Annotated in this window: 18 protein-coding genes; 10 read left to right on the top strand and 8 right to left on the bottom strand. The window is 61.1% G+C overall.

Features of this window, described 5'->3' with window-relative positions; all coding sequences use genetic code 11:
- Positions 1-139: 139 nt before the first annotated feature.
- The 7 genes from J1D76_RS10070 to gcbA form a co-directional block, all read right to left on the bottom strand.
- Positions 140-1399, bottom strand: coding sequence for a DUF3426 domain-containing protein (locus J1D76_RS10070; protein WP_421138165.1), 1260 nt, complete (start codon positions 1397-1399; stop codon positions 140-142).
- Positions 1400-1429: 30 nt separating this feature from the next.
- On the bottom strand, positions 1430-2308 hold the full coding sequence (gene prmA / locus J1D76_RS10065; RefSeq protein WP_421138164.1) for a 50S ribosomal protein L11 methyltransferase: 879 nt from the start codon (positions 2306-2308) through the stop codon (positions 1430-1432).
- Between the two features lie 293 nt (positions 2309-2601).
- On the bottom strand, positions 2602-3960 hold the full coding sequence (gene accC / locus J1D76_RS10060) for an acetyl-CoA carboxylase biotin carboxylase subunit (RefSeq protein ID WP_421138163.1): 1359 nt from the start codon (positions 3958-3960) through the stop codon (positions 2602-2604).
- 17 nt (positions 3961-3977) lie between these two features.
- Complete coding sequence (gene accB / locus J1D76_RS10055; RefSeq protein WP_421138162.1) at positions 3978-4442, bottom strand: acetyl-CoA carboxylase biotin carboxyl carrier protein; 465 nt, start codon at positions 4440-4442, stop codon at positions 3978-3980.
- 24 nt (positions 4443-4466) lie between these two features.
- Positions 4467-4922 (bottom strand): type II 3-dehydroquinate dehydratase, encoded by a 456-nt coding sequence (aroQ, locus tag J1D76_RS10050; RefSeq protein WP_421138161.1) that lies wholly within the window; start codon positions 4920-4922, stop codon positions 4467-4469.
- 447 nt (positions 4923-5369) lie between these two features.
- Positions 5370-6413, bottom strand: coding sequence for a methyl-accepting chemotaxis protein (locus J1D76_RS10045; RefSeq protein ID WP_421138337.1), 1044 nt, complete (start codon positions 6411-6413; stop codon positions 5370-5372).
- Between the two features lie 955 nt (positions 6414-7368).
- Complete coding sequence (gene gcbA, locus J1D76_RS10040) at positions 7369-9039, bottom strand: diguanylate cyclase GcbA (protein ID WP_421138160.1); 1671 nt, start codon at positions 9037-9039, stop codon at positions 7369-7371.
- A 327-nt stretch (positions 9040-9366) separates the two neighbouring features.
- On the opposite strand from gcbA, the gene J1D76_RS10035 reads away from it, so the two are divergent.
- The 10 genes from J1D76_RS10035 to J1D76_RS09990 all read left to right on the top strand — a co-directional run bounded on the left by J1D76_RS10035 (position 9367) and on the right by J1D76_RS09990 (position 19115).
- Positions 9367-10515, top strand: a complete 1149-nt coding sequence (locus tag J1D76_RS10035) for a DUF2515 family protein (RefSeq protein ID WP_421138159.1) — start codon at positions 9367-9369, stop codon at positions 10513-10515.
- Positions 10512-11183 (top strand): hypothetical protein, encoded by a 672-nt coding sequence (locus J1D76_RS10030; RefSeq protein ID WP_421138158.1) that lies wholly within the window; start codon positions 10512-10514, stop codon positions 11181-11183. The genes J1D76_RS10035 and J1D76_RS10030 overlap by 4 nt, the downstream gene beginning before the upstream one ends.
- A 14-nt stretch (positions 11184-11197) precedes the next feature.
- Positions 11198-11695: an Hcp family type VI secretion system effector gene (locus tag J1D76_RS10025; protein ID WP_421138157.1), complete on the top strand. Its 498-nt coding sequence runs from the start codon at positions 11198-11200 to the stop codon at positions 11693-11695.
- Entirely contained in the window at positions 11692-12177 is a 486-nt protein-coding gene (locus J1D76_RS10020) for a hypothetical protein (RefSeq protein WP_421138156.1), read from the top strand. The genes J1D76_RS10025 and J1D76_RS10020 overlap by 4 nt, the downstream gene beginning before the upstream one ends.
- Positions 12178-12322: 145 nt before the next feature.
- Positions 12323-13390 carry a DUF2333 family protein gene (locus tag J1D76_RS10015; protein ID WP_421138155.1) on the top strand — a complete coding sequence of 356 codons (1068 nt, stop codon included), beginning with the start codon at positions 12323-12325 and terminating at the stop codon, positions 13388-13390.
- A gap of 3 nt (positions 13391-13393) precedes the next feature.
- Entirely contained in the window at positions 13394-13963 is a 570-nt protein-coding gene (locus J1D76_RS10010) for an NUDIX hydrolase (RefSeq protein ID WP_421138154.1), read from the top strand.
- Positions 13964-14262: 299 nt separating this feature from the next.
- Positions 14263-14634: a translation initiation factor Sui1 gene (locus J1D76_RS10005; RefSeq protein ID WP_421138153.1), complete on the top strand. Its 372-nt coding sequence runs from the start codon at positions 14263-14265 to the stop codon at positions 14632-14634.
- Between the two features lie 219 nt (positions 14635-14853).
- Positions 14854-16767, top strand: a complete 1914-nt coding sequence (gene speA, locus J1D76_RS10000) for an arginine decarboxylase (RefSeq protein WP_421138152.1) — start codon at positions 14854-14856, stop codon at positions 16765-16767.
- 231 nt (positions 16768-16998) lie between these two features.
- On the top strand, positions 16999-18318 hold the full coding sequence (locus tag J1D76_RS09995; RefSeq protein WP_421138151.1) for a type VI secretion system Vgr family protein: 1320 nt from the start codon (positions 16999-17001) through the stop codon (positions 18316-18318).
- Entirely contained in the window at positions 18315-19115 is an 801-nt protein-coding gene (locus J1D76_RS09990; RefSeq protein WP_421138150.1) for a DUF4123 domain-containing protein, read from the top strand. Before J1D76_RS09995 ends, J1D76_RS09990 begins: the two co-directional genes overlap by 4 nt.
- Before the next feature lie 4 nt (positions 19116-19119).
- Here J1D76_RS09990 and J1D76_RS09985 read toward each other — a convergent pair whose 3' ends face one another.
- Positions 19120-20469, bottom strand: a complete 1350-nt coding sequence (locus tag J1D76_RS09985; RefSeq protein WP_421138149.1) for an MATE family efflux transporter — start codon at positions 20467-20469, stop codon at positions 19120-19122.
- Positions 20470-20542: the final 73 nt, after the last annotated feature.

The following is a 20542-nucleotide window of genomic DNA, read 5'->3' as shown; positions in this document are numbered from 1 at the left end:
GTTGGCATGATACCCGCTCTCGATGACTGGATAAAGGCTGAATTGAACAAAATCTGAACAGTTCTTCCGTTATTGCCAGTGGTTTGGTGTGCCCGGGGTCGTCAGAAAGCCGACGTCAATCGGCGAGCGATGAAGCGTTTCACTCCGGCGAGTGAAAGCTCAGGCTGTAGTTAACGGCCTTGGCGCCAGGGTCGAGAATGTCCAGGGCGATGTGGATCGGTGTTTGCGGGGGCATTTCCGCCATGCCTTCGAGGTCGCCGTTGAGGTATTCGCCGGGTTTGAAGCGGCGGCTGGCGATCAGGTGGCCGTTGAGGTCGGCGAAGCGCAGTTCCAGCAACGGGAACGGCTGGGAGAAGGGCGCGCGGTTATAGATGATCGCATCGACCACCAGGGCGCCATTGAAGTCGGGGTGGCTGCGCACCACCAGGTTGCTGCTCTTGATCTTGGCGATGTCGACCTTGGAAGGCACGGTGCAGCCGATTTGCGGGCAAACCTGCTGGAACCATGGACGGTACTGGTCCTGTCGCGCCAGTTCGTCGAAATGGTAGGCGATGTACTGCCCGGCCAGTGCGCCAGCGGCGATCAGCACTAACAGCAACCACAGCAAGCGGCGGCCCCAGGGCGAACGGCGTCGTTGCCAGTCCAGTTGCAGCGGGTCGTCGGTCAGGTCTTGCAGTACCTCGGCACGTACGCCCGGTTCGCTGCGTTCGCGGCGTTTGCGCAGGGGTTCGATCGAGGGCAGGTCGTCGTCGATTTCATTCTCGTCGGCAGCTGACAGCCGTTCGTGGTGCAACGGTGCATCGAGCGGGTCGTGCAGGCGCAATTGCGGAGGCTGCGGCTCGTCGTCGAGATCAACCGGTTCCAGTGACAGCGAAGGTTCAGTGCGTGATTCGTTGACAGGCCCGGGCGTAGGTTCCACTGCTTCGGGGCTGTCGAACGTCTCGTCGACGTGCAAGCGATCGGCGGCCGGTTCGCTGAACAGGCTGTCGGACCATGGCTCGTCGTCAGGCTCGGCGCTGTCGCGGCGGGCACTCAGGGGCTCCTCGCGATGGCGGCCGAACTCAGTGGTTGGCTGGATCTCGCGTTGTTCGAGCCGGGCGAGTTCTTCGTCGAGGTCGAGGCTGTCCAGGTCCAGCTCCGCGGCGCTCCATTGCTTTTGGCTGATGGCGCGCGGTGGCGCGGGCTCGACCGGCACCGCAGGTTCTGCAGCTTGCGCAGGCGAGAGGGGCGTCGCTATCGGTGCTTCCTTGCCAGCCTGCTCAAGCAGTTGCTTGGCGGCGTTGAACACCTGCAGGCAGGAGCCGCAGCGCACCACGCCACGTGCCACGCTCAACTGGGCATGGCTGACGCGGAAGCTGGTTTGGCAATGCGGGCACTGAGTGACGAAGCTGTCGGTCATGCGGCGTTCCGGATTATGCAGGCGATCATTCTAGCGCCGACGGCCAGTGATGCGCACCCAGCCATCGCGATTGGCGATCGGATCCAGGTCGAAGTCCTTGGTGTACGCGGCGGCGACTTCATCGCCCTGCTCGGCGAGGATGCCCGACAGTGCCAGACGACCACCCGACTTGACCAGGCCGGACAGTTGCGGCGCCAGGGACACCAGCGGGCCGGCAAGAATATTGGCGACCAGGATGTCAGCCTGAACCTGTGGCAAGTCTTCCGGCAGGTACAGCGGGAACAGGTGCTCGGCGATGTTGTTGCGCCCGGCATTGTCGCGGGACGCTTCCAGCGCCTGCACGTCGATGTCGGTACCCACGGCTTCCTTTGCACCGAGCAACAGCGCGGCAATCGCCAGGATCCCCGAGCCGCAACCGAAGTCGAGCACGTTGCAGTCTTTCAGGTCCTGACCGTCGAGCCATTCCAGGCACAGCGCCGTGGTCGGGTGGGTGCCGGTGCCGAAGGCTAGGCCCGGGTCCAGCAGCAAATTCACCGCATCAGGTTCCGGCGCGGCGTGCCAGCTTGGCACGATCCACAGGCGCTGGCCGAATTGCATCGGCTGGAAACCGTCCATCCAGCTGCGTTCCCAGTCCTGGTCTTCGATCACTTCGCTGTGGTGCTCAGGCAGCGGGCTGCCGGTCAGCAGTTCGAGGTGCGCAAGTACCGGGCCGGGCTCGGTGCCACCTTCGAACAGGGCCAGCAGGTGGGTGTGCGACCACAGTGGCGTGGTGTTGAGTTCCGGCTCGAAGATCGGCTGGTCTTCGGCGTCCATGAAAGTCACCGACACGGCGCCCACTTCAAGGAAAGCGTCTTCATAGGTTTCGGCTTGTTCTGGGCTGATGGCGAGACGTACTTGCAGCCAAGGCATGGCGGGCACCTTTGAAAAATATTGATTGCAGCCTAGCGGGCTGCGAGAAGCGCGCAAGTTTACGCGAGCGCGCAGCGTTTGTGGGAGTGGGCGTAGTTTGCATTCGCCGGGCTGGTCTGGGACCGAAGTGTACCCTGTAGGAGCAAGCTTGCTCGCGATGGCGGCGTGTCAGCCGACTTTGATGCTGAATGCTTAGACGTCTTCGCTGGCAAGCCAGCTCCTACAATGAGTAGTGAGAAATCTTCAGAAACAACAAAGCCGCCCGAAGGCGGCTTTGTTGATGGGGTCGAAGCTTAGTGCTTCTCGCCAGCCAGCTTGTGCTCGAGGTAGTGAATGTTCACGCCCCCTTTGCAGAAGCCTTCATCGCGAGTCAGGTCGCGGTGCAGCGGGATGTTGGTCTTTATCCCGTCAACCACGATCTCGTCCAGCGCATTGCGCATGCGCGCCATGGCTTCTTCACGGGTGGCGCCGTAGGTGATCAGCTTGCCGATCAACGAATCGTAGTTCGGCGGAACCGCATAACCACTGTACAGGTGCGAATCGACGCGAACGCCGTTGCCGCCTGGGGCGTGGAAGTGCTTGACCGTGCCCGGGCTCGGCATGAAGGTTTTCGGGTCTTCAGCGTTGATCCGGCATTCCAGCGCGTGACCGCGGATGACCACGTCATCCTGGGTGAACGACAGCTTGTTGCCGGCGGCGATGCTGAGCATCTCCTTGACGATGTCGATACCGGTGACCATTTCCGAAACCGGGTGCTCTACCTGGACACGAGTGTTCATCTCGATGAAGTAGAAACGACCGTTCTCGTACAGGAACTCGAAAGTACCCGCGCCACGGTAGCCGATGTCGATGCACGCCTTGACGCAGCGGGCGAAGACTTCCTGGCGAGCCTTCTCGTCGATGCCCGGTGCCGGCGCTTCTTCGAGAACTTTCTGGTGACGACGTTGCAGCGAGCAGTCGCGGTCACCCAGGTGGATGGCGTTGCCCTGGCCGTCGGAAAGCACCTGGACTTCCACGTGACGTGGGTTGGTCAGGAATTTTTCCAGGTAGACCATCGGGTTGCCGAACGCCGCGCCTGCTTCGGTGCGGGTCAGCTTGGCGAAGGAGATCAGGTCTTCCTCTTTATGCACCACGCGCATGCCGCGACCACCGCCGCCGCCAGCGGCCTTGATGATCACCGGGTAACCGACTTCGCGACCAATGCGCAGAGCGGTTTCTTCGTCTTCCGGCAGCGGGCCGTCAGAGCCCGGAACGGTTGGCACGCCGGCTTCGATCATCGCGTGCTTGGCCGATACCTTGTCGCCCATCAGGCGAATGGTGTCGGCTTTCGGACCGATGAACGCGAAACCGGAGTTCTCGACCTGCTCGGCGAAGTCGGCGTTTTCCGCGAGGAAACCGTAGCCTGGGTGAATGGCAGTGGCGCCAGTCACTTCAGCAGCAGCGATGATGGCCGGGATGTGCAGGTAAGACTGAGCGGCAGAAGCTGGACCGATGCAGACCGATTCGTCTGCCAGGCCCAGGTGCATCAGCTCTTTGTCGGCCTTGGAGTAAACGGCGACGGTCTTGATGCCCATCTCTTTGCAGGCACGCAGAATCCGCAGGGCGATCTCACCGCGGTTAGCGATCAGAACTTTTTCCAACTTCGCAGTCATCAAAGGCTCTCCGCGGTTCAAACGATGGTGAACAGCGGTTGGTCGTACTCAACCGGCTGGCCGTCTTCAACGAGGATGGATTCGATCACACCGCTGGTTTCAGCTTCGATGTGGTTCATCATCTTCATGGCTTCAACGATGCACAGGGTGTCGCCTTTCTTCACGGTCTGGCCGACTTCTACGAAGGACGGCGAGCTTGGCGAAGACTTGCGGTAGAACGTACCGACCATCGGCGAACGGGCAACGGTGCCGTTCAGCGCTGGTGCGGCGGCAGCAGCAGGTGCAGCAGCGGCAGCCGGAGCGGCGGCAGCGGCAGGCGCGGCAACCGGTGCAGGCATTGGCGCCGGTGCGTAGTACTGCTGGGCCGGAGTCTTGCTGTGACGGCTGATGCGTACGGACTCTTCGCCTTCCTTGATCTCGAGCTCGTCGATGCCGGACTCTTCCAGCAATTCGATCAGTTTCTTAACTTTACGGATATCCATGAATCATCAACTCCCAAGGGTCGGTCAGGGGCGGTTAACTTGTTGTTCAAGCTGTTCCAGGGCAGCCTCCAGGGCCAGTCGATAACCGCTGGCGCCAAGGCCGCAGATCACTCCCACCGCTACGTCGGAGAAGTAAGAGTGATGGCGGAAAGGTTCGCGTTTGTGCACGTTGGACAAATGCACTTCGATGAATGGGATGCTCACCGCCAGCAGCGCGTCACGTAATGCGACACTTGTATGTGTAAAAGCTGCTGGGTTGATCAGAATGAAGTCGACGCCTTCGCCGCGGGCAGCGTGGATGCGATCGATCAATTCGTACTCGGCGTTGCTTTGCAGGTGCAGCAGATGGTGGCCGGCATCGCGGGCACGGCGTTCCAGGTCCTGGTTGATCTGCGCCAGTGTCGTGGCGCCATAGGTGCCCGGTTCACGGGTGCCGAGCAGGTTCAGGTTGGGGCCATGCAGAACGAGTAGCGTCGCCATCGGCGGTTCCTATGTTATCTGTGAGCGATTGTCAGAACCCGGCGACTATGCCGCAAAGCCTTTGTGACTGTCCAGTTCTCTGCAATAGCCAGCACGATGACCGATGTTTGCGCGAAGTATGTGACTGCTGCATTAAATTTGGTCATTCGCCTTCGCAACACGTTCGGCGAAGTCCCAGGCCTTGATCTCGCCGATCACCCACATATCTTGGCGTTCGACGCCGACCTTGCCGAAAAACATCAGCGCAGGAGGGCCGAACAACGGATAGCGGTCGAGCAGGGTGCGTTGTTCGGCGTCGCCGGTAGAGGTAATAACCTTCAGTGGCGCCGAAGCGCAGCTTGATCGATTACGGCGTGTTGTCGACCAGGCTCAATCCGCTGGCAAGCCAGCTCCTGCAGGATATGTGCAGATCTTTGTAGGCGCTGGCTTGCCAGCGAAGGCGGTCTGTCAGACGCGGAATGCCTGAACGGCCGTGTGCAATCGCCCGCCCAACACCAGCAAATGCTCCCCTTGCTCACGCCCTTCGCCGATGCGCAGCAAGTTATCCCCGCCCAATTGATGAATCCGCTCACTGTGATCACGGATCTCGCTGACTGCGCCACTTTGCTGGGCCGTGACATCGGCGATGCGTACCGCCGTGTCGGAAATGGTCTGGATCGCCCCGACGATTTTATCCAGCGCACCGTCGGCGGCCTGGGCCTGATTGGCCGTGGCTTCGGCGTGTTCGACCTGGGCGCGCATGCCTTCCACCGACTGCCGTGCCGCGGTTTGCAGGCCGGCGATGAGGTTCTGGATTTCCGCGGTGGCGCCGGCGGTTCGTTGTGCCAGTGAGCGCACTTCTTCGGCCACCACCGCAAAGCCTCGGCCCATTTCCCCGGCGCGGGCCGCTTCGATGGCGGCGTTCAAGGCCAGCAGGTTGGTCTGGTCGGCAATGGAGCGGATCACCGTCAACACGCCGCCGATGGTGGCCGACTCCTCGGCCAGGTGTTCGATCATCTGTGCATTGCCCTGCACTTCATCCACCAGCGCATGCAGGCCGGTGAGACTCAGGCCGATGACTTTCTGTCCATGCTCCACAGCCAGCCCTGCATGACGGCTGGCGTCGGCGGCCTGGCTGGCATCGCCGGCGACTTGTTGAATGGTCGCCTCCAGTTCGCTGAGGGAATCGCGGATCAGTGCGGTGTCGCCGGCCTGATGCTCGGCGCCGTCGTGCAGGTCGTTACTCAAGTCGGCCAGGGTTCGGCTACTGCCGGCGACTTGTTCGGCATTCAGGCGAATGGTGCCAACCAGGTCAACCAGGTAGGCGCGCAAGCGATTGAGCGACGCTTCAATGTCATGCAATTCGCGGTTGGTGTTGCCCAGTTGAATGTCGCGGCTGAAGTCGCCTTCGGCCCAGGTCGACAGGGCCGGGGCGAGGTTGGTCAGGGTCCGCGCCAGTTTGCGCTGCAGGGTGTCGATCAGCAGGGCGATCAACAGGATCAGGCCGATCATTACGCCTTGCATCAGCCGCACTTCGCCCTGGATTTGCCCGTGCTGGGCGCGCACCACCGGTTCCAGCCCGGCGATGGCCTGTTGCACTTCGGCGATTTTCTGGTGGGTCGCGGTGCTGAGGTCGGCGCGTTTCTGGATTTGACCGCGAGTACGCGACAGTTCGGCCGGGTAGCGGGTGAGCAGGCTGTTGAGTTCGCGCTTGAGGCCGACGCCGGCATCTTCGGCGACGGTTTTTTCCTTGTTTTCAAGGCCCATCATCGAGGCGAAATCATCGGTGTTCGATTCGCCACTGGTGGTCACGCCGAGCAATGGCAGGGCGTCGATAATCTCCGCCTGGCTGCGGATGGTGGCCACTTCGCGCTCGACATCGGCCGCCAGTTCGCTGCGGCCGCTGCTGACCAGTTTGTCCCGCGCCAGCGACAGCTTGCCCAGGTGCTGCGATGCGGCGAGCAACGGTGTCAGGTAGGCCGCGTTGCCACCGGCGTACTGGCTGAGCTGATCGAGACTGGCACCCAGTTCGCGCTCGGCCTGCAGCAGCAATGCCTGCGGATCGCCGGCCAGTTTACCGGCGGCCAACAGGTCGGTCTTGCTGAATTCTTCAAGGGTCGACAGGCTCGGACGCAACGTCTCGGCCAAGGCTGGGGGCAGTTCGCCGAGTTCTTTTTGCAGGCCGTCGATGCTTTGGGTGGCACTGCTCAGGCGCAAAGCATCGCCGCTGCCGAGGTAGTCCTCGACGCTGCGGGCCACTTCATTCTGAAATGTCTGCGACAGGCCGAGGTAGCGCTCCATTAATAGATACGGACGCTCAAGGGCTTTCTGCGACCACCACAGGGTAGCGCCGAGGGCCACGCACACGGCCACCAACAAGAGGGTATTGAGATTGGTCAGCAGCTTCAGGCGCATTACGGACTACCAACGGCAGAAATGGTAAGTGCCTGAAGTTATTGCGTTTCTGTTACAGGGTTATGACTGTATCGGTCGTTTCCGATAAAAAAGTGGCACTTTGCTTTGACGTGCGTGCCGACTGCACGCGGTTGCGTCCGCCGTCTTTTGCGCGGTACAGCGCCTCGTCTGCCTGGCTGGCCATCGTCAGGCTGTCGGAGCTTTCGCAAAGCTCGACCACCCCGGCACTGAACGTGCACCACAGATCCTGCGGTTGCGCCGGGTAATGGATCTCGGCGAAACGCTGGCGGATTTCATCCAGTACATTCACGGCCGCGTCGATATCAGTGTCCGGCATGACGATGGCGAACTCTTCGCCACCGTAGCGGCCGATGAAGTCGGTCTTGCGCAGGCGCTGCTTGAGAAACAGCGCCAGGCTTTTGATCACCCGGTCGCCCATCGGGTGGCCGTGGCTATCATTCACCCTTTTGAAGTGGTCGATGTCGAGCATGGCAAAGCTCAGTGGCTTGTTTTCGCGACGGGCGCGGAACGAGCAATCTTCGAGCAATTGCAGGATGTGCGTGTGGTTGTACAGGCCGGTGAGGCTGTCGCGGACCATCCGCGCCTTGAGGTTGCGGGCGCGCGCTGCGCGGTTGCGCACGGTGGTGATCAGGTGCCGGGGCTTGATCGGTTTGGTCAGGAAGTCATCGCCGCCTTCGCTCATGGCGTCGAGCTGCTTGTCCAGGTCGTCTTCGGCCGACAGGTAAATGATCGGCACGCTGACATAACGGTCGTTATGGCGGATCACCTTGGCCAGTTCCGTACCGGTGCAGGCCGGCATGTACATGTCGAGGATGATCAGGTCGGGCTGGAAATCCGCGAGTTCGGCCATGGCCTGGATTGGCTCGATCAACGTGCGGGTGACGATCCCGGCGCTGTTGAGCAGGCGCTCGGTGTGCAGTGCCTGGGCGCGGGAGTCATCGATGATCAGCACTTTGTAAGGTTCGTACTGGGCGACGCAGGTCAGGACTTCGATTTTCTCCAGCAGGCTCGACGCTTCGAGGGTGCCGGTGAGGAACTCCTGGCCACCGGCGCGTACCGCGGCGAGACGGGTCGGGGTATCGGTTTCATGCAGGCTGAAGAACAACAGCGGCAAGCGATGATCGAGGCCTTCCTGGGCTTCCTCCGCCAGTTTCAGGCCAACGCCGGGGCCGCTGAAGTCGACGTCCATCACAATCGCGGCTGGCAAGCGCGCGACCATCGAGGAGCGAAACGCGTCGACGCTGCCCAGGGATTGGGCGCTGAGCCCGAAGAACTCCAGCTGTTTGGCCAGGCGCTCGGCGCGGTCGTGATCCTGCAACATCACGTAGATGGGCTTGCGCAGCGGAGGCAGCAACGTTTGATCGAGTTGGTCGCCATGGCGCAGGCCGGTGCGCGACAGGCGCTGCATCAAGCGATTGAGGTCGGTGATCAAGCCACTGCTCAAGCGTCCGCGGTTGGCATCGACCGCCTCCAGGGACTGACCGATGTGGCGCGCCAGTTGGGTGTGTTCCGGTTGCTCGAAGCGCTCGGCGAAACGCAAGAGGCGCAAATTGGCCTCGCTCAGTTCCGCAAAGTCGGCGCTGGACCACTCACTGCGTTGCAGGCGCTGCCATATCTCAAGAATCTGACGAGCCTGATGAATTACCCGCTGGGCAAAGTGGTGCTTGAGGCGCTCGCGGCTGGGGTCTTCTGGCTCGGTCATATCCTGACTACTAGTTAGGGTGCACGCTGAGGTCGAGTGGTGGCTCTATGCTAGCACCACTTTCCGATTACATGACTACCTGACGTCAATAATCTGCAATGTGGCTGCATTCAGTTTGTGACTGTTTGGTCTGTTATTGGTTGGTGGTTCTTGGTTAGGGCCAGGTAAGCCGGGGACTTCAAGGAATTTTCTTGTTTGTTGCTTCGCCCTTTCCGCGTGAAGGGCGGAGCACGTCTGTCAGGATTTTCTGATTTTTTGCCGACAGGATTCGGGCGGGATTTTTGCCTGATAGGGTTCAGGGATTCCCTTAGAGGACCTTCGTCCGTCATGACCCAGTGTTTCAAGGATGACCCCAGCGACAATCAACGTCTGAACCACAACAGCACGCCGGTAGCGGATTGCGAGTGCAGGGAAGAGCGGCTGTATGGTAGCAAGACCCTCGTCACGCAGGTACCGATCCTCACTTGCGCATGCCTGTGGCGTACCTACCAGCGCGAGGCACAAGAGATCGTCGCGCCTCGCGGGGTGCTGATCGCCGATCCGGTCGCACGCAACCGGGCGATCAACGCCGCCTACGCCCGCTTGTGGCTACAAGACCCGCGCTTCCAGTGGGCCGGGTTGGCGGCGTTTGCTTCCAAGCAAGTGGGTTGCGGGTTGTTGCATGCGGCAGACAGCGTCGAGCTTATTCGCCAGGAGCGTGAAGCGAGGCAACGCTTACATGACAGTCGCCGTGAGCACGGCTTGTTGACGCCGGCCAAGATGTCCGAACAGGCACAAGCGTTGCGTGACTATAAAGAAGCCAATGCGCGCAACCCTGTGCCTTCGGTGGATTTCCATCCGGCGGGGGAAGACTTGTCAGTGGTGCAGCAACAGTTCCGGCATGTGCACGACATGATGGCGCTGGGTAATACCACGTTGTTTCTGGATGTTTTTCCACTGCATGCGTTTTATGCCAAGCGTGGTTGGCAGGCGTTCAAGACGTGCCTGGAGGCGCGCAAGGGTATTTACGGGCACCCGAAGTTTCCGGTGTTGTGGCCGGTCGGGAGTGAAACGCTTGTTTTCGGGTTGCAGTATCCCGAGATTCTGAAAGCGTTTGAGGCGATGGAGGCGGGAAATATTGCGCTTAGCGTGGAGCTCATGGCGTGGCACGAGCAGCGCAACATCCTCCAGCCAACGATTTACCAGGACCGTCGACTCGTCTCCCTTTTGCGTGGAAATCACCTCTCCTACGTTACCGGGTTTCCCTCTGGTGTAGCCCAGGCCATCGAGTTGACGCTCACCAGCCAATGCCAAAGCGTCCAGGACGGACGAACCATCAGTTTTAGCTCCCGTCCGTTGGCGGACTTGTCGGACATCAATCAGCGTATGCCTTTCGTTCTTCAGGCTGCGATGAGTTTTGAGAACATGCTCCACGACCACAACCGAAGCACATTGGAGCAGTCAATTCAGGAAATCGCTTCGGGTTCAGAAGTATGAATTTGAGCCGTCGGCTTCGCGGAACGGGCTTGTTGCTGCTTGCTGTATTGACGTTCGTCGGCTTGCGCCCACTGCTTCAGCTCCTGGTGGGGGAGCCGGAAATCGCTTTGGAGATTGGTGGAACGTATGAAGCGATGAGGGGCCATTCCTCAGCCTCCTTTAGTCCCTTGATCCGTGGGCACCACTGGCTGGGTATACCAATGGTCGATGCGCGATTGCGATTCATAGATTCGCAATACGGATTCACCACTCCTGCAGCGCGCTTTTTTACCGTTGGGTTTGACGACAACGTTGTTGTGGACATCCGTATGTCCCCGCAAATCGAGCCACTGTTGCTGGAGGATGCCCTCAAGGTCGTTGGCGACCTGCAAGACCAATGGCGGCAAAAAGGCTGGGTGGCGAAGGGGCGTCGAACCCCGATAATTGCTGATACCCCAGAATGGCGGGCGCAGCTGCGTCACGGCGTTCAGCCAGGACTTTCCTATTGGCAGGCGGGTGATAAATATCAAGTAATGTTGGTATTGGCGCGCTTCAAGGATCACAGGCATCCGGTAGAAGAGCGCTACCTGATTACGCTCGCACTGTCTGAACCTTGGATATCCCTCCAGGAAGCAGGGCACCAGAAAGAATTCGAAGAACCCCAGTTACCTGTCTCGCAATCTGAATAGCAAGGAGCCTCACCATGCCGACCCCCGCCTTCATGACCCTTCACGGCGAAAAACAAGGACTGATCAGTAGAGGTGCCTTCACCGAAGCGTCGGTGGGCAACGTCTATCAGTTGGGCCGCGAAGACCAGATCATGGTTCAAGCCCTGAGCCATGGCATTTTCGTGCCCAAAGGACCTGGAGGAGGGCGGCGGGTGCACAAGCCGTTGATCATCACCAAGGCCATCGACAAGGCTTCGCCGCTGATCAATATCGCTTTGTGTTCTGGAGAGTCGCTCAGCAAATGTCGGGTCGAGTGGTACCGCACCTCGGCTCACGGCATGCAGGAGCACTTCTACACAATGGAACTGGAAGATGCGGTGATCATCGGCGCCGAAGTGCTCATGCCCCATTGCCAGGACCCCGGCAGCGCTCACCTCACTCAACTGGAGAAGGTTCACTTCGGTTATCGGCGCATCTATTGGCGGCATGAAATCAGCCGGACGATGGGTTCCGACGAGTGGAGCGCAGAGTGACCGGTGCGAAGCTGGTCAGGGCGCTTTATCTGTCCGCGTGGGAGCGCCAGCAGGCATGTTCGAGCGAGCAAGCGCTGGCTCATGTGCGCCAGGCGTTGGACGATCGACAATCGCTCGAAGGCCTGGATGAGCTGCGCACTGGCCTCTTGATCGATATCGATAGCGAGGTGCTGGATCAGATTGAGCGGGGCGAGTGGTGTTTGGTTAAGGCTGAATCCGGCTACGCGGACTGGACCCTACCCACCTCGCACTTCGATCAGCGGGTCATGGCATTAATGAGAAAACCGCCAGTACAGCCCTCTCGAACGCCAAGGATCTTCCGCCTCGTCGACAGCGTCACCGGTGAACCCTTGGTGCTGCGTCATTACCAGTCAACGGTGGACGGGCGGACGAGCGAGCATAGAACCGACGCCCTAGGCATCGCCCATCTCTTTGTGACGGACCGGGTACAACAGATTTCAATGGAGGTCATCGGCGTTTAGCGTGGGCGTGGGTGCTGGAGTTCACTGGTTATCAACGGTTAGAGCAGTAATTTCCGGGATTGGTCCAACGGTGGGTGCCGGGCCAAGGCACGTTGTTGTATGGTTGTGGTCGAACCGTTGAACCCAAGTTTGAAAGGAAATCGCCATGCTGGACTGGAAGAACCGCACAGGCAGCGCGCCTGAACGTGCCGCTGAACCGAAGTCGGAGGCCCGCAGTTATCTGGGTGGCCTGTTGTTCAGCCGGGCGCTGGCCACGTTGCTGGGCATCTACCTGTTGGTGGCGGGTGTCCTGGGCTGGTACTGGAGCGAGGAACCGGCACTGTTTCCGGTCCAGCAAACCGCGCAACTGGCGGCCGAGAAAGAGGGCAAGCAGATGGTGGTCGGCTACACCACCGTGGAAACCCTCAAGACCGTCGCCGGCACCTTGCTGAATAAACCAGGTGGCTACATTTCCAACGACCGCTTCCCGCCAGGCCTGTGGATGGACAACATGCCGAGCTGGGAATACGGCGTGCTGGTGCAGGTTCGCGATTTGAGCCGTGCACTGCGTAAAGACTTCGCCCGTTCGCAATCGCAGTCTGCCGAAGACGCCGACCTGGCCAAGGCCGAGCCGCGTTTCAACTTCGACAACAAGAGCTGGGTGCTGCCTTCCAGTGAGTCCGAATACCAGGAGGGCATCAATTCCCTGAGCCGCTATCAGGCTCGCCTGTCCGATCCCAACCAGAAAAGCGCACTGTTTTATGCCCGCGCCGACAACCTGAACAACTGGCTGGGCGACGTCGGGACCCGTCTGGGTTCGCTGTCGCAGCGGCTGTCGGCCAGTGTCGGCCGGGTCAAGCTCAATACGGCGTTGAAGACTGAAGTCGTGGCGCCGGGCGAGGTGCCGCAAGTCGACGAAGAAATCGTCGAGACCCCATGGATGCAGATCGACAACGTGTTCTACGAAGCCCGCGGCCAGGCCTGGGCCCTGTCGCATTTGCTGCGCGCCATTGAAGTCGACTTCGCCGATGTTTTGGCCAAGAAGAACGCCACGGTCAGCGTGCGCCAGATCATCCGTGAGCTAGAGGCATCGCAGGAACCGGTGTGGAGCCCGATGATCCTCAACGGCAGCGGCTTCGGTGTGCTGGCCAACCACTCGCTGGTCATGGCCAACTACATTTCCCGGGCCAACGCAGCGGTGATCGATTTGCGCCAACTGCTCAATCAGGGCTGAGTCATGGTTGATAACGCTGCCGATGGAATGCGCGAGGCTGCGCACCGTGCGGCTTCCGATGCCGAACAGATCGCCTGGGTCGACGAGCACGACAACCTGCTCGGCGCGCTGGTCCGCTCCGACCTGCGCCAGCGCGGGCTGATCGGGCGCGGTACCTACATCATGCTGTTCAACTCCGCCGGGGAGCTGTGCGTGCATCGCCGCACGTTGAGCAAGGCGATTTATCCCGGTTATTGGGACGTGGCGGCGGGGGGCATGGTGCTCGCCAGTGAAACCTACGCCGAGTCGGCGGCCCGTGAGCTGGAGGAAGAGTTGGGCGTGAGTGGTGTGGCGCTGACGGCCCATGATCACTTTTTCTTCGAGGACACTGGCAATCGCCTGTGGTGTTCGGCGTTCTCGGCGGTATGGGATGGCCCGTTGATCCTGCAACCGGAAGAGGTGCTCGAAGCGCGTTTTATCCCTATCGACCGGGTCATGCTGGAAATCGAGCAAAAGCCTTACTGCCCGGACTCGCTGGCGGCGTTGAAGCGCTATCTGAAGGCTCAACAAAGCGACGTCGCAAAACCGCTATAAATTGGCGCCGATTGGCTCTTAGCAATCGGCGTTTTTGCCGTTACACTGCGCGACCTTTTCAAACTGAACCGGTATTGCTGGTTGTTGTTGTAGGAGCAAGCTTGCTCGCGAAGAACGAGAGAGCGACACGTTTAGCCTGATGCCGCGCGTCATCGTTGACCTCCATCGCTGGCAAGCCAGCTCCCACAAGATAGAGTTGTACCGTTTCAGTAGCGCTGCCCCTGCCTGAGTGGGGCTTCGCGGTCGATAGCCTTCCCGAGTGCTACGACCAGTCTTTAGTCCTCCAAAGAGGATTGCCGGTGGCCAAAAAAGCCGCATCTTTCGCCGCCCTGGGCGGCCTGGTATTTTCCACCGACGCAGGTCGTCATTGCCCGGAGTGCAGTCAACCGGTGGATGCCTGCATCTGCAAACAGACCGTTATCCCGGCCGGCGACGGCATCGCGCGCGTGCGTCGCGAAAGCAAGGGCCGTGGCGGCAAGACGGTGACCACTATCACCGGCGCGCCATTGGCTGAAGACGCGCTCAAGGATCTGGCCACGACGTTGAAGAAACGTTGTGGTACCGGTGGAGCGCTGAAAGACGGTGTCATCGAAATCCAGGGCGATCATGTCGAGCTACTCTTGGCAGAACTGATCAAGCTCGGTTTCAAGGCGAAGAAGTCCGGCGGCTAGCAGCCTCTGTGAAAACCACCCGCGATTTGATCCGGCCCTGATGGCATTCAGGCCTGGCGTCGTCCACATGGTTTTCACAGAGCCTGTTCATGACCGGTTTCTAAACTCGTTGCGGTCAGTGGGGTCTACCACCTCGTTGACGAACCGTCATTTTCATTCTTTAGACTGCGCCGGCCTGAACCCAGGCGACGCATCATGACTTCTTTATAGGGGACTTCAATGTCCGTACGACGCACACGCAAAGACGATGGCAGCCAATGGACAGTTGCGGACAGCCGCAGTGTTTACGGGATTCGCCATTGGGGGGCCGGGTATTTCGCGATCAATGACGCCGGTCGCGTCGAGGTTCGTCCGAACGGTCCGAGCAGCGCGCCTATCGACCTGTTCGAGCAAGTCGACCAGCTGCGTAAAAGCGGCCTGTCCTTGCCGTTGCTGGTGCGCTTCCCGGACATTCTGCAAGACCGCGTGCGTCAGTTGACCGGCGCCTTCGATTCCAACATCGAGCGCCTGGAATACCAGAGCAAGTACACCGCGCTGTACCCGATCAAGGTCAACCAGCAAGAAGCGGTGATCGAGAACATCATCGCCACCCAGAACGTCTCCATCGGCCTTGAAGCCGGCTCCAAGCCTGAGCTGCTGGCGGTGCTGGCCTTGGCGCCGAAGGGCGGCACGATTGTCTGCAATGGCTACAAGGACCGTGAGTTCATCCGCTTGGCGTTGATGGGCCAGAAGCTCGGCCACAACGTGTTCATCGTGATCGAGAAAGAGTCCGAAGTCGGCCTGGTGATCGAAGAAGCGGCCTCGCTGAAGGTTAAGCCGCAGGTCGGCCTGCGCGTGCGCCTGTCGTCCCTGGCCTCGAGCAAGTGGGCAGACACCGGCGGCGAGAAATCCAAGTTCGGCCTGTCGGCGGCGCAACTGCTGTCGGTGGTCGAGCGTTTCCGTGCTGCCGGCCTGGACCAGGGCATCCGCCTGCTGCACTTCCACATGGGTTCGCAGATCGCCAACCTGGCGGACTACCAGCACGGCTTCAAGGAAGCGATCCGTTACTACGGCGAACTGCGCAACCTCGGCTTGCCGGTTGATCACATCGACGTCGGCGGTGGCCTGGGCGTGGACTACGACGGTACGCACTCGCGTAACGCCAGTTCGATCAACTACGACATGGACGATTACGCCGGTGTCGTGGTCGGGATGCTCAAGGAATTCTGCGACGCGCAGAGCCTGCCGCATCCGAACATCTTCTCCGAAAGCGGCCGCTCCCTGACCGCGCACCACGCCATGCTGGTGGTGCAGGTCACCGACGTCGAGAAGCACAACGACGATGTGCCGCAGATCGAGAACAAGGAAGCCCTGCCGGAAACCGTGCAGTGGCTGGTGGACCTGCTGGGCCCGACCGACATCGAGATGGTCACTGAAACCTACTGGCGCGCCACGCACTACATGAGCGATGTCGCTACCCAGTACGCCGATGGCAAGCTGACCCTGGCCGAGAAAGCCCTGGCCGAGCAATGCTACTTCGCCGTTTGCCGTCGCCTGCACAACTCGCTGAAGGCGCGCCAGCGTTCCCACCGCCAGGTGCTGGACGAACTCAACGACAAGCTGGCCGACAAGTACATCTGCAACTTCTCGGTGTTCCAGAGCCTGCCGGACACCTGGGCCATCGGCCAGGTCCTGCCGATTATCCCGTTGCATCGTCTCGACGAAGAACCGCTGCGTCGTGCGGTCCTGCAAGACCTGACCTGTGACTCCGACGGCAAGATCAACCAGTACGTCGACGAGCAGAGCATCGAGACCAGCCTGCCGGTGCACGCGCTGAACGAGGGTGAAGACTACTTGCTGGGTGTGTTCCTGGTCGGTGCCTACCAGGAAATCCTCGGTGACATGCACAACCTGTTCGGTGACACCGACTCGGTGAACATCTACCAGAACGCCGACGGCAGCGCGTACCACGCCGGTATCGAAACCCACGACACCATCGAAGACATGCTGCGTTACGTGCACTTGTCGCCGGAAGAGTTGATGACGCACTACCGCGACAAGTGCGCGAGTGCGCGCATCAGCGCCACCGAGCGCACCCAGTTCCTCGACGCACTGCGTCTTGGCCTGACCCGTTCTTCTTACCTGTCGTCCTGAGGTAAGTACCACGCTCATCGGGTTGTCTGAAAATTTTCCGTTCGTTGCGGAAATTTCAGATGACCAGGTGCGGCGATTCTCTTTTTCCAGACGAATTTGCCTACGTCCTCGGCATTTCATGCCATTTGGTCTTCTTTTCGCGTAGGTCATTTCCTAAGTTGTACTTCAGCTCTCTACTCGGCCATGTCTCTCAGCGAGAATCCCCGGCCGCCCTCCTGTAGAGATACGCCGATGTTCAATCCAGTCAGCGAATCGTCATTTCGTCTGCAAGTAGCAGGTCTGCCCGACGCCCTGGAAGTCCTGGCCTTTACCGGTAGAGAGGCCATCAGCGAGCCGTTTGTGTTCGACCTGGAGTTGCTGGTCGAAGACCCGCTGCTTGACCTCGCCAGTTTGCTGTATCGCCCGGCCGCCCTGCATTTCGGCTCGGGGGGCAGCCCCGTGCATGGCCTGTTGCATGAGCTGGTCCAGCGTGACCCTGCTTCGGTGCCCCGGCTGTGCCAGGTACGCCTGGGGCCGACGTTGGCTTGTCTGGCCCAGCGCTCCAGCCAGCGGATCTTCAGCGCGCGTTCCGTGCCGCAGATTATCGATCAGGTGCTCAAGGAACACGGCATTACCGGCAACGATCGACGCCTGGCCCTGAGCGGTAATTACCCGCCCCGGGATTTTTGTACGCAATACCGGGAGTCGGACCTGCAATTTCTCCAGCGCTTGTGTGTTCAGGAACGGCTTCACTTTCACTTCGAACACCGGGACCGTGGGCACTGCGTGGTGTTCAGCGATGACCAGCAAAGTTTTCGTGCCGGTACGCCGTCGGTATTGCGAATCGAGGGCGAGCGCCCGGCGGTGCGGCAATTCGAGCGACAGCGCAGCGAAAAGGCCGCCGCGCTGGAGGCCGCCTGCCGGACCGACCTGTCGGGTTTGCGCAGCGGGCAACTACTGCCACTGTCCGGGCATCCGGTCGCCGAGTGCAATCGCTTGTGGCTGCTGACCCATGTCGAGCATTGGGGCGGCCAGGACGCAGCGAGGCCTTACCACAATCAGGCCCGTGCCCTGCACTGGCCGGCCACATTCGAGCCGCCCGGGGCTTGGGTCAAACCGCGGATGCATGGCCTGCAACGGGCGTGGGTGGTTGAGGTGGATGAACCGAGTCCCGACCCGGCAAGGCCGGTGCCGGTGCAGTTCGACTGGCTGTACCAGGGCGAAGGCGCGGCACCCAGCCACTGCTGGCTGCCAGTGGCCGGGTCGTTGCAGGGTGCGACGTGCTTGCCATGGCGCGAAGGCACCGAGCTGGTCGTAGGTTTTGTCGAGGGTGATCCGGATCAACCGCAGATCACCGGGTTGCTGCATGCGCCAGCAGCGGTCGAGGTGGCCGAAGTGGCCACGCCCGAGATCATCTGTACGAATGACGATGGCCTGGAACAATGGCTACGTTCGGGAGAGCCGTTGCTGGTGTTGTGCCTGTTGCCCGGCGGCGGCAGCTACCAGCATTGCGCGCAGGCGCTGTGCACCTGTCGCCTGGCGACGAAGCTTGGCCAGAGCAATCACGCATGATTGCCACCCGCACGCCGGACGCGCGCCCCCAGTGGCTTTTGCTGGATGTACCGGGCGCACCGCAGGCAGGCGTCAGCCTTCGGCAGACGTTCACGCACGCCCGTTGCTTCGGGCTGTTCGATGGCACGCCATGGCAGGCGCTGGATGAACACGGACCGGTGCTGGTCGACCTGCGCACCTGCCCGGCACTGGCCGATCTGTGCCGTCTCGACGGTCAGCGCTGGCCCGGGCTGCTGATCGTCAGCGAGGCCAGCGCTTCAGTGTTGCTGGGGCATTTACAGCGCATGCTCACGGTCACGCTTGGCCTGCATCGAGCCTTGTTGAGTTATTACAACCCGATCACGGCGAGCTATTTTTTTGATGCCAGCGATGCCGTTGAGCTGAGTCGTTGGCTTGGGCCGATCAGCCAATTGCGTTGGTTTGGCGGCAGTTGGGCTGATCGGGCGCAGGGGTGCGAGGGCTGGCAACGCTTGTTCAATCCGGGGTTGAGGGTCAGCCCGTTGGCAATCGAGGAAAGCCTCAGCGCCGGGCAGCAGCTCAAGCTGCAAACCTGCCTGCTTGAACAGCACGCCTGGCGTTGGAGCCGCTCCACCGGCGCCGATTTCTCGCGCCTGTGGGCTCATGTGCAGCAAGGGTTGGCACTGGGCTTCAGCGAGCGTCCGGTGCTCGACGGCTGGCTATGGCTGCGTCTGCAATACCCGGACGCCGTGCCCGTGCAGCCGCTGCCGGGGTTGACGCAACAGGAACGCCTCGATGGCCTGCGCCAACTGTGGCAGAACAACCCCCCCAGCCCATGAAGGCTCAGTGAGTGCTACCTGTGAACCAGCCATCGTTGCGGCGCAGGCGCCAGGCGATCAGGCCGAGGGTCAAGCTGCGCAGCAACATGAACAGCAGAAAGGTTATCCACAGGCCGTGGTTGCCCCACGCTTGCAACGCCCAGCCGAACGGCAACACCAGCACCACCGTTAGCAACATGCCGTTGCGCATTTCCCGGGCGCGGGTGGCGCCGATGAACAGGCCGTCGAGCAAGTAGCTCCAGACGGCAATCAGCGGCAGCACGGCGAGGTAGGGCAGATAGATGAACGCGGTGTCACGTACGCTTTGGATGTCGGTCTGCATCTCGATGAACAGATGCCCGGCGAACAGAAAGAGCGCGGCAAACCCCAGGCTCGCCAGCAGTGACCAACCGCCCGCCACCACCAATGATCGGCGCAGGGCATCGCGGTCGCGGGCGCCGAGGGCATGCCCGCACAACGCCTCCACGGCATGGGCCAGGCCATCGAGGGCGTGGGCGGTCAGCAGCAAACCGTTGAGCAGCAGGGCATTGGCCGCGACTGTGGCATCGCCCAGCCGGGCGCCCTGCACCGTGATCAGGAAAAACACCGATTGCAACGCCAGGCTGCGAATGAAAATGTCGCGATTGACCGCCAGCAATGGCCGCCAACTCTGCCACAGCGCCATGGCTGCCCAGGCGATGTGGCCGGGGTAGGCACGCAAGGCTTTGCGGGTCATCAGCAGACCGATCAGGGCGCCGGTCCATTCGGCAATCACCGAAGCGCGGGCCGCACCGACCACACCCCATTCCAGGCCAAGGACGAACCACAGGTTCAGGGCGATATTGACCAGATTGGTGCTGAGCAGAATCGCCAGCGGCGCCCGAGCATTCTGTGTGCCGAGAAACCAGCCGACCAGTGCGTAACTGGCGAGCGCCGCCGGCAGGCCAAACAGGCGGGTGTGGAAGAACTCGCGGGTCAGTTGATCGAGCTCCGCCGACGGCTGCATAAAGTGCAAGGCGACCCCGCTCAACGGCACGCCGACCGCACCCAGCACGATGGCCAGGCCAAAGGCGAGCAACAGGCCTTGCAACAGTACCTGCCGCAGCGCCGCACCATCGCCACGCCCGGCGGCCTGGGCGGCGAAGCCGGTGGAGCCCATGCGCAGAAAACCCATGGCCCAGGCGAGGAAGGTGTACAGGCTGGCGCCGACCGCGACAGCGCCGAGTTGATGGGCATGGGGCAGGTGACCGATGACGGTGCTGTCGACCAGTGCCACCAAGGGTACGGAAATGTTCGAAAGAATCATCGGCGCGGCGAGTGCCCAGACCCGGCGGTGGGTGGGGCGGTCGCGCCAGTCGGCGGTCAGGTTGGACATGCAGGCTCCTTGGGGGAGCGGGCATTGTAGCGGGACATCGAAAACATGCTGCGATCAATTGTGGCGAGGGCAA

Source organism: Pseudomonas sp. NFX15 (assembly GCF_049132105.1).
GTDB lineage: Bacteria > Pseudomonadota > Gammaproteobacteria > Pseudomonadales > Pseudomonadaceae > Aquipseudomonas.
This window is presented reverse-complemented; position numbering and strand designations above follow the sequence as displayed.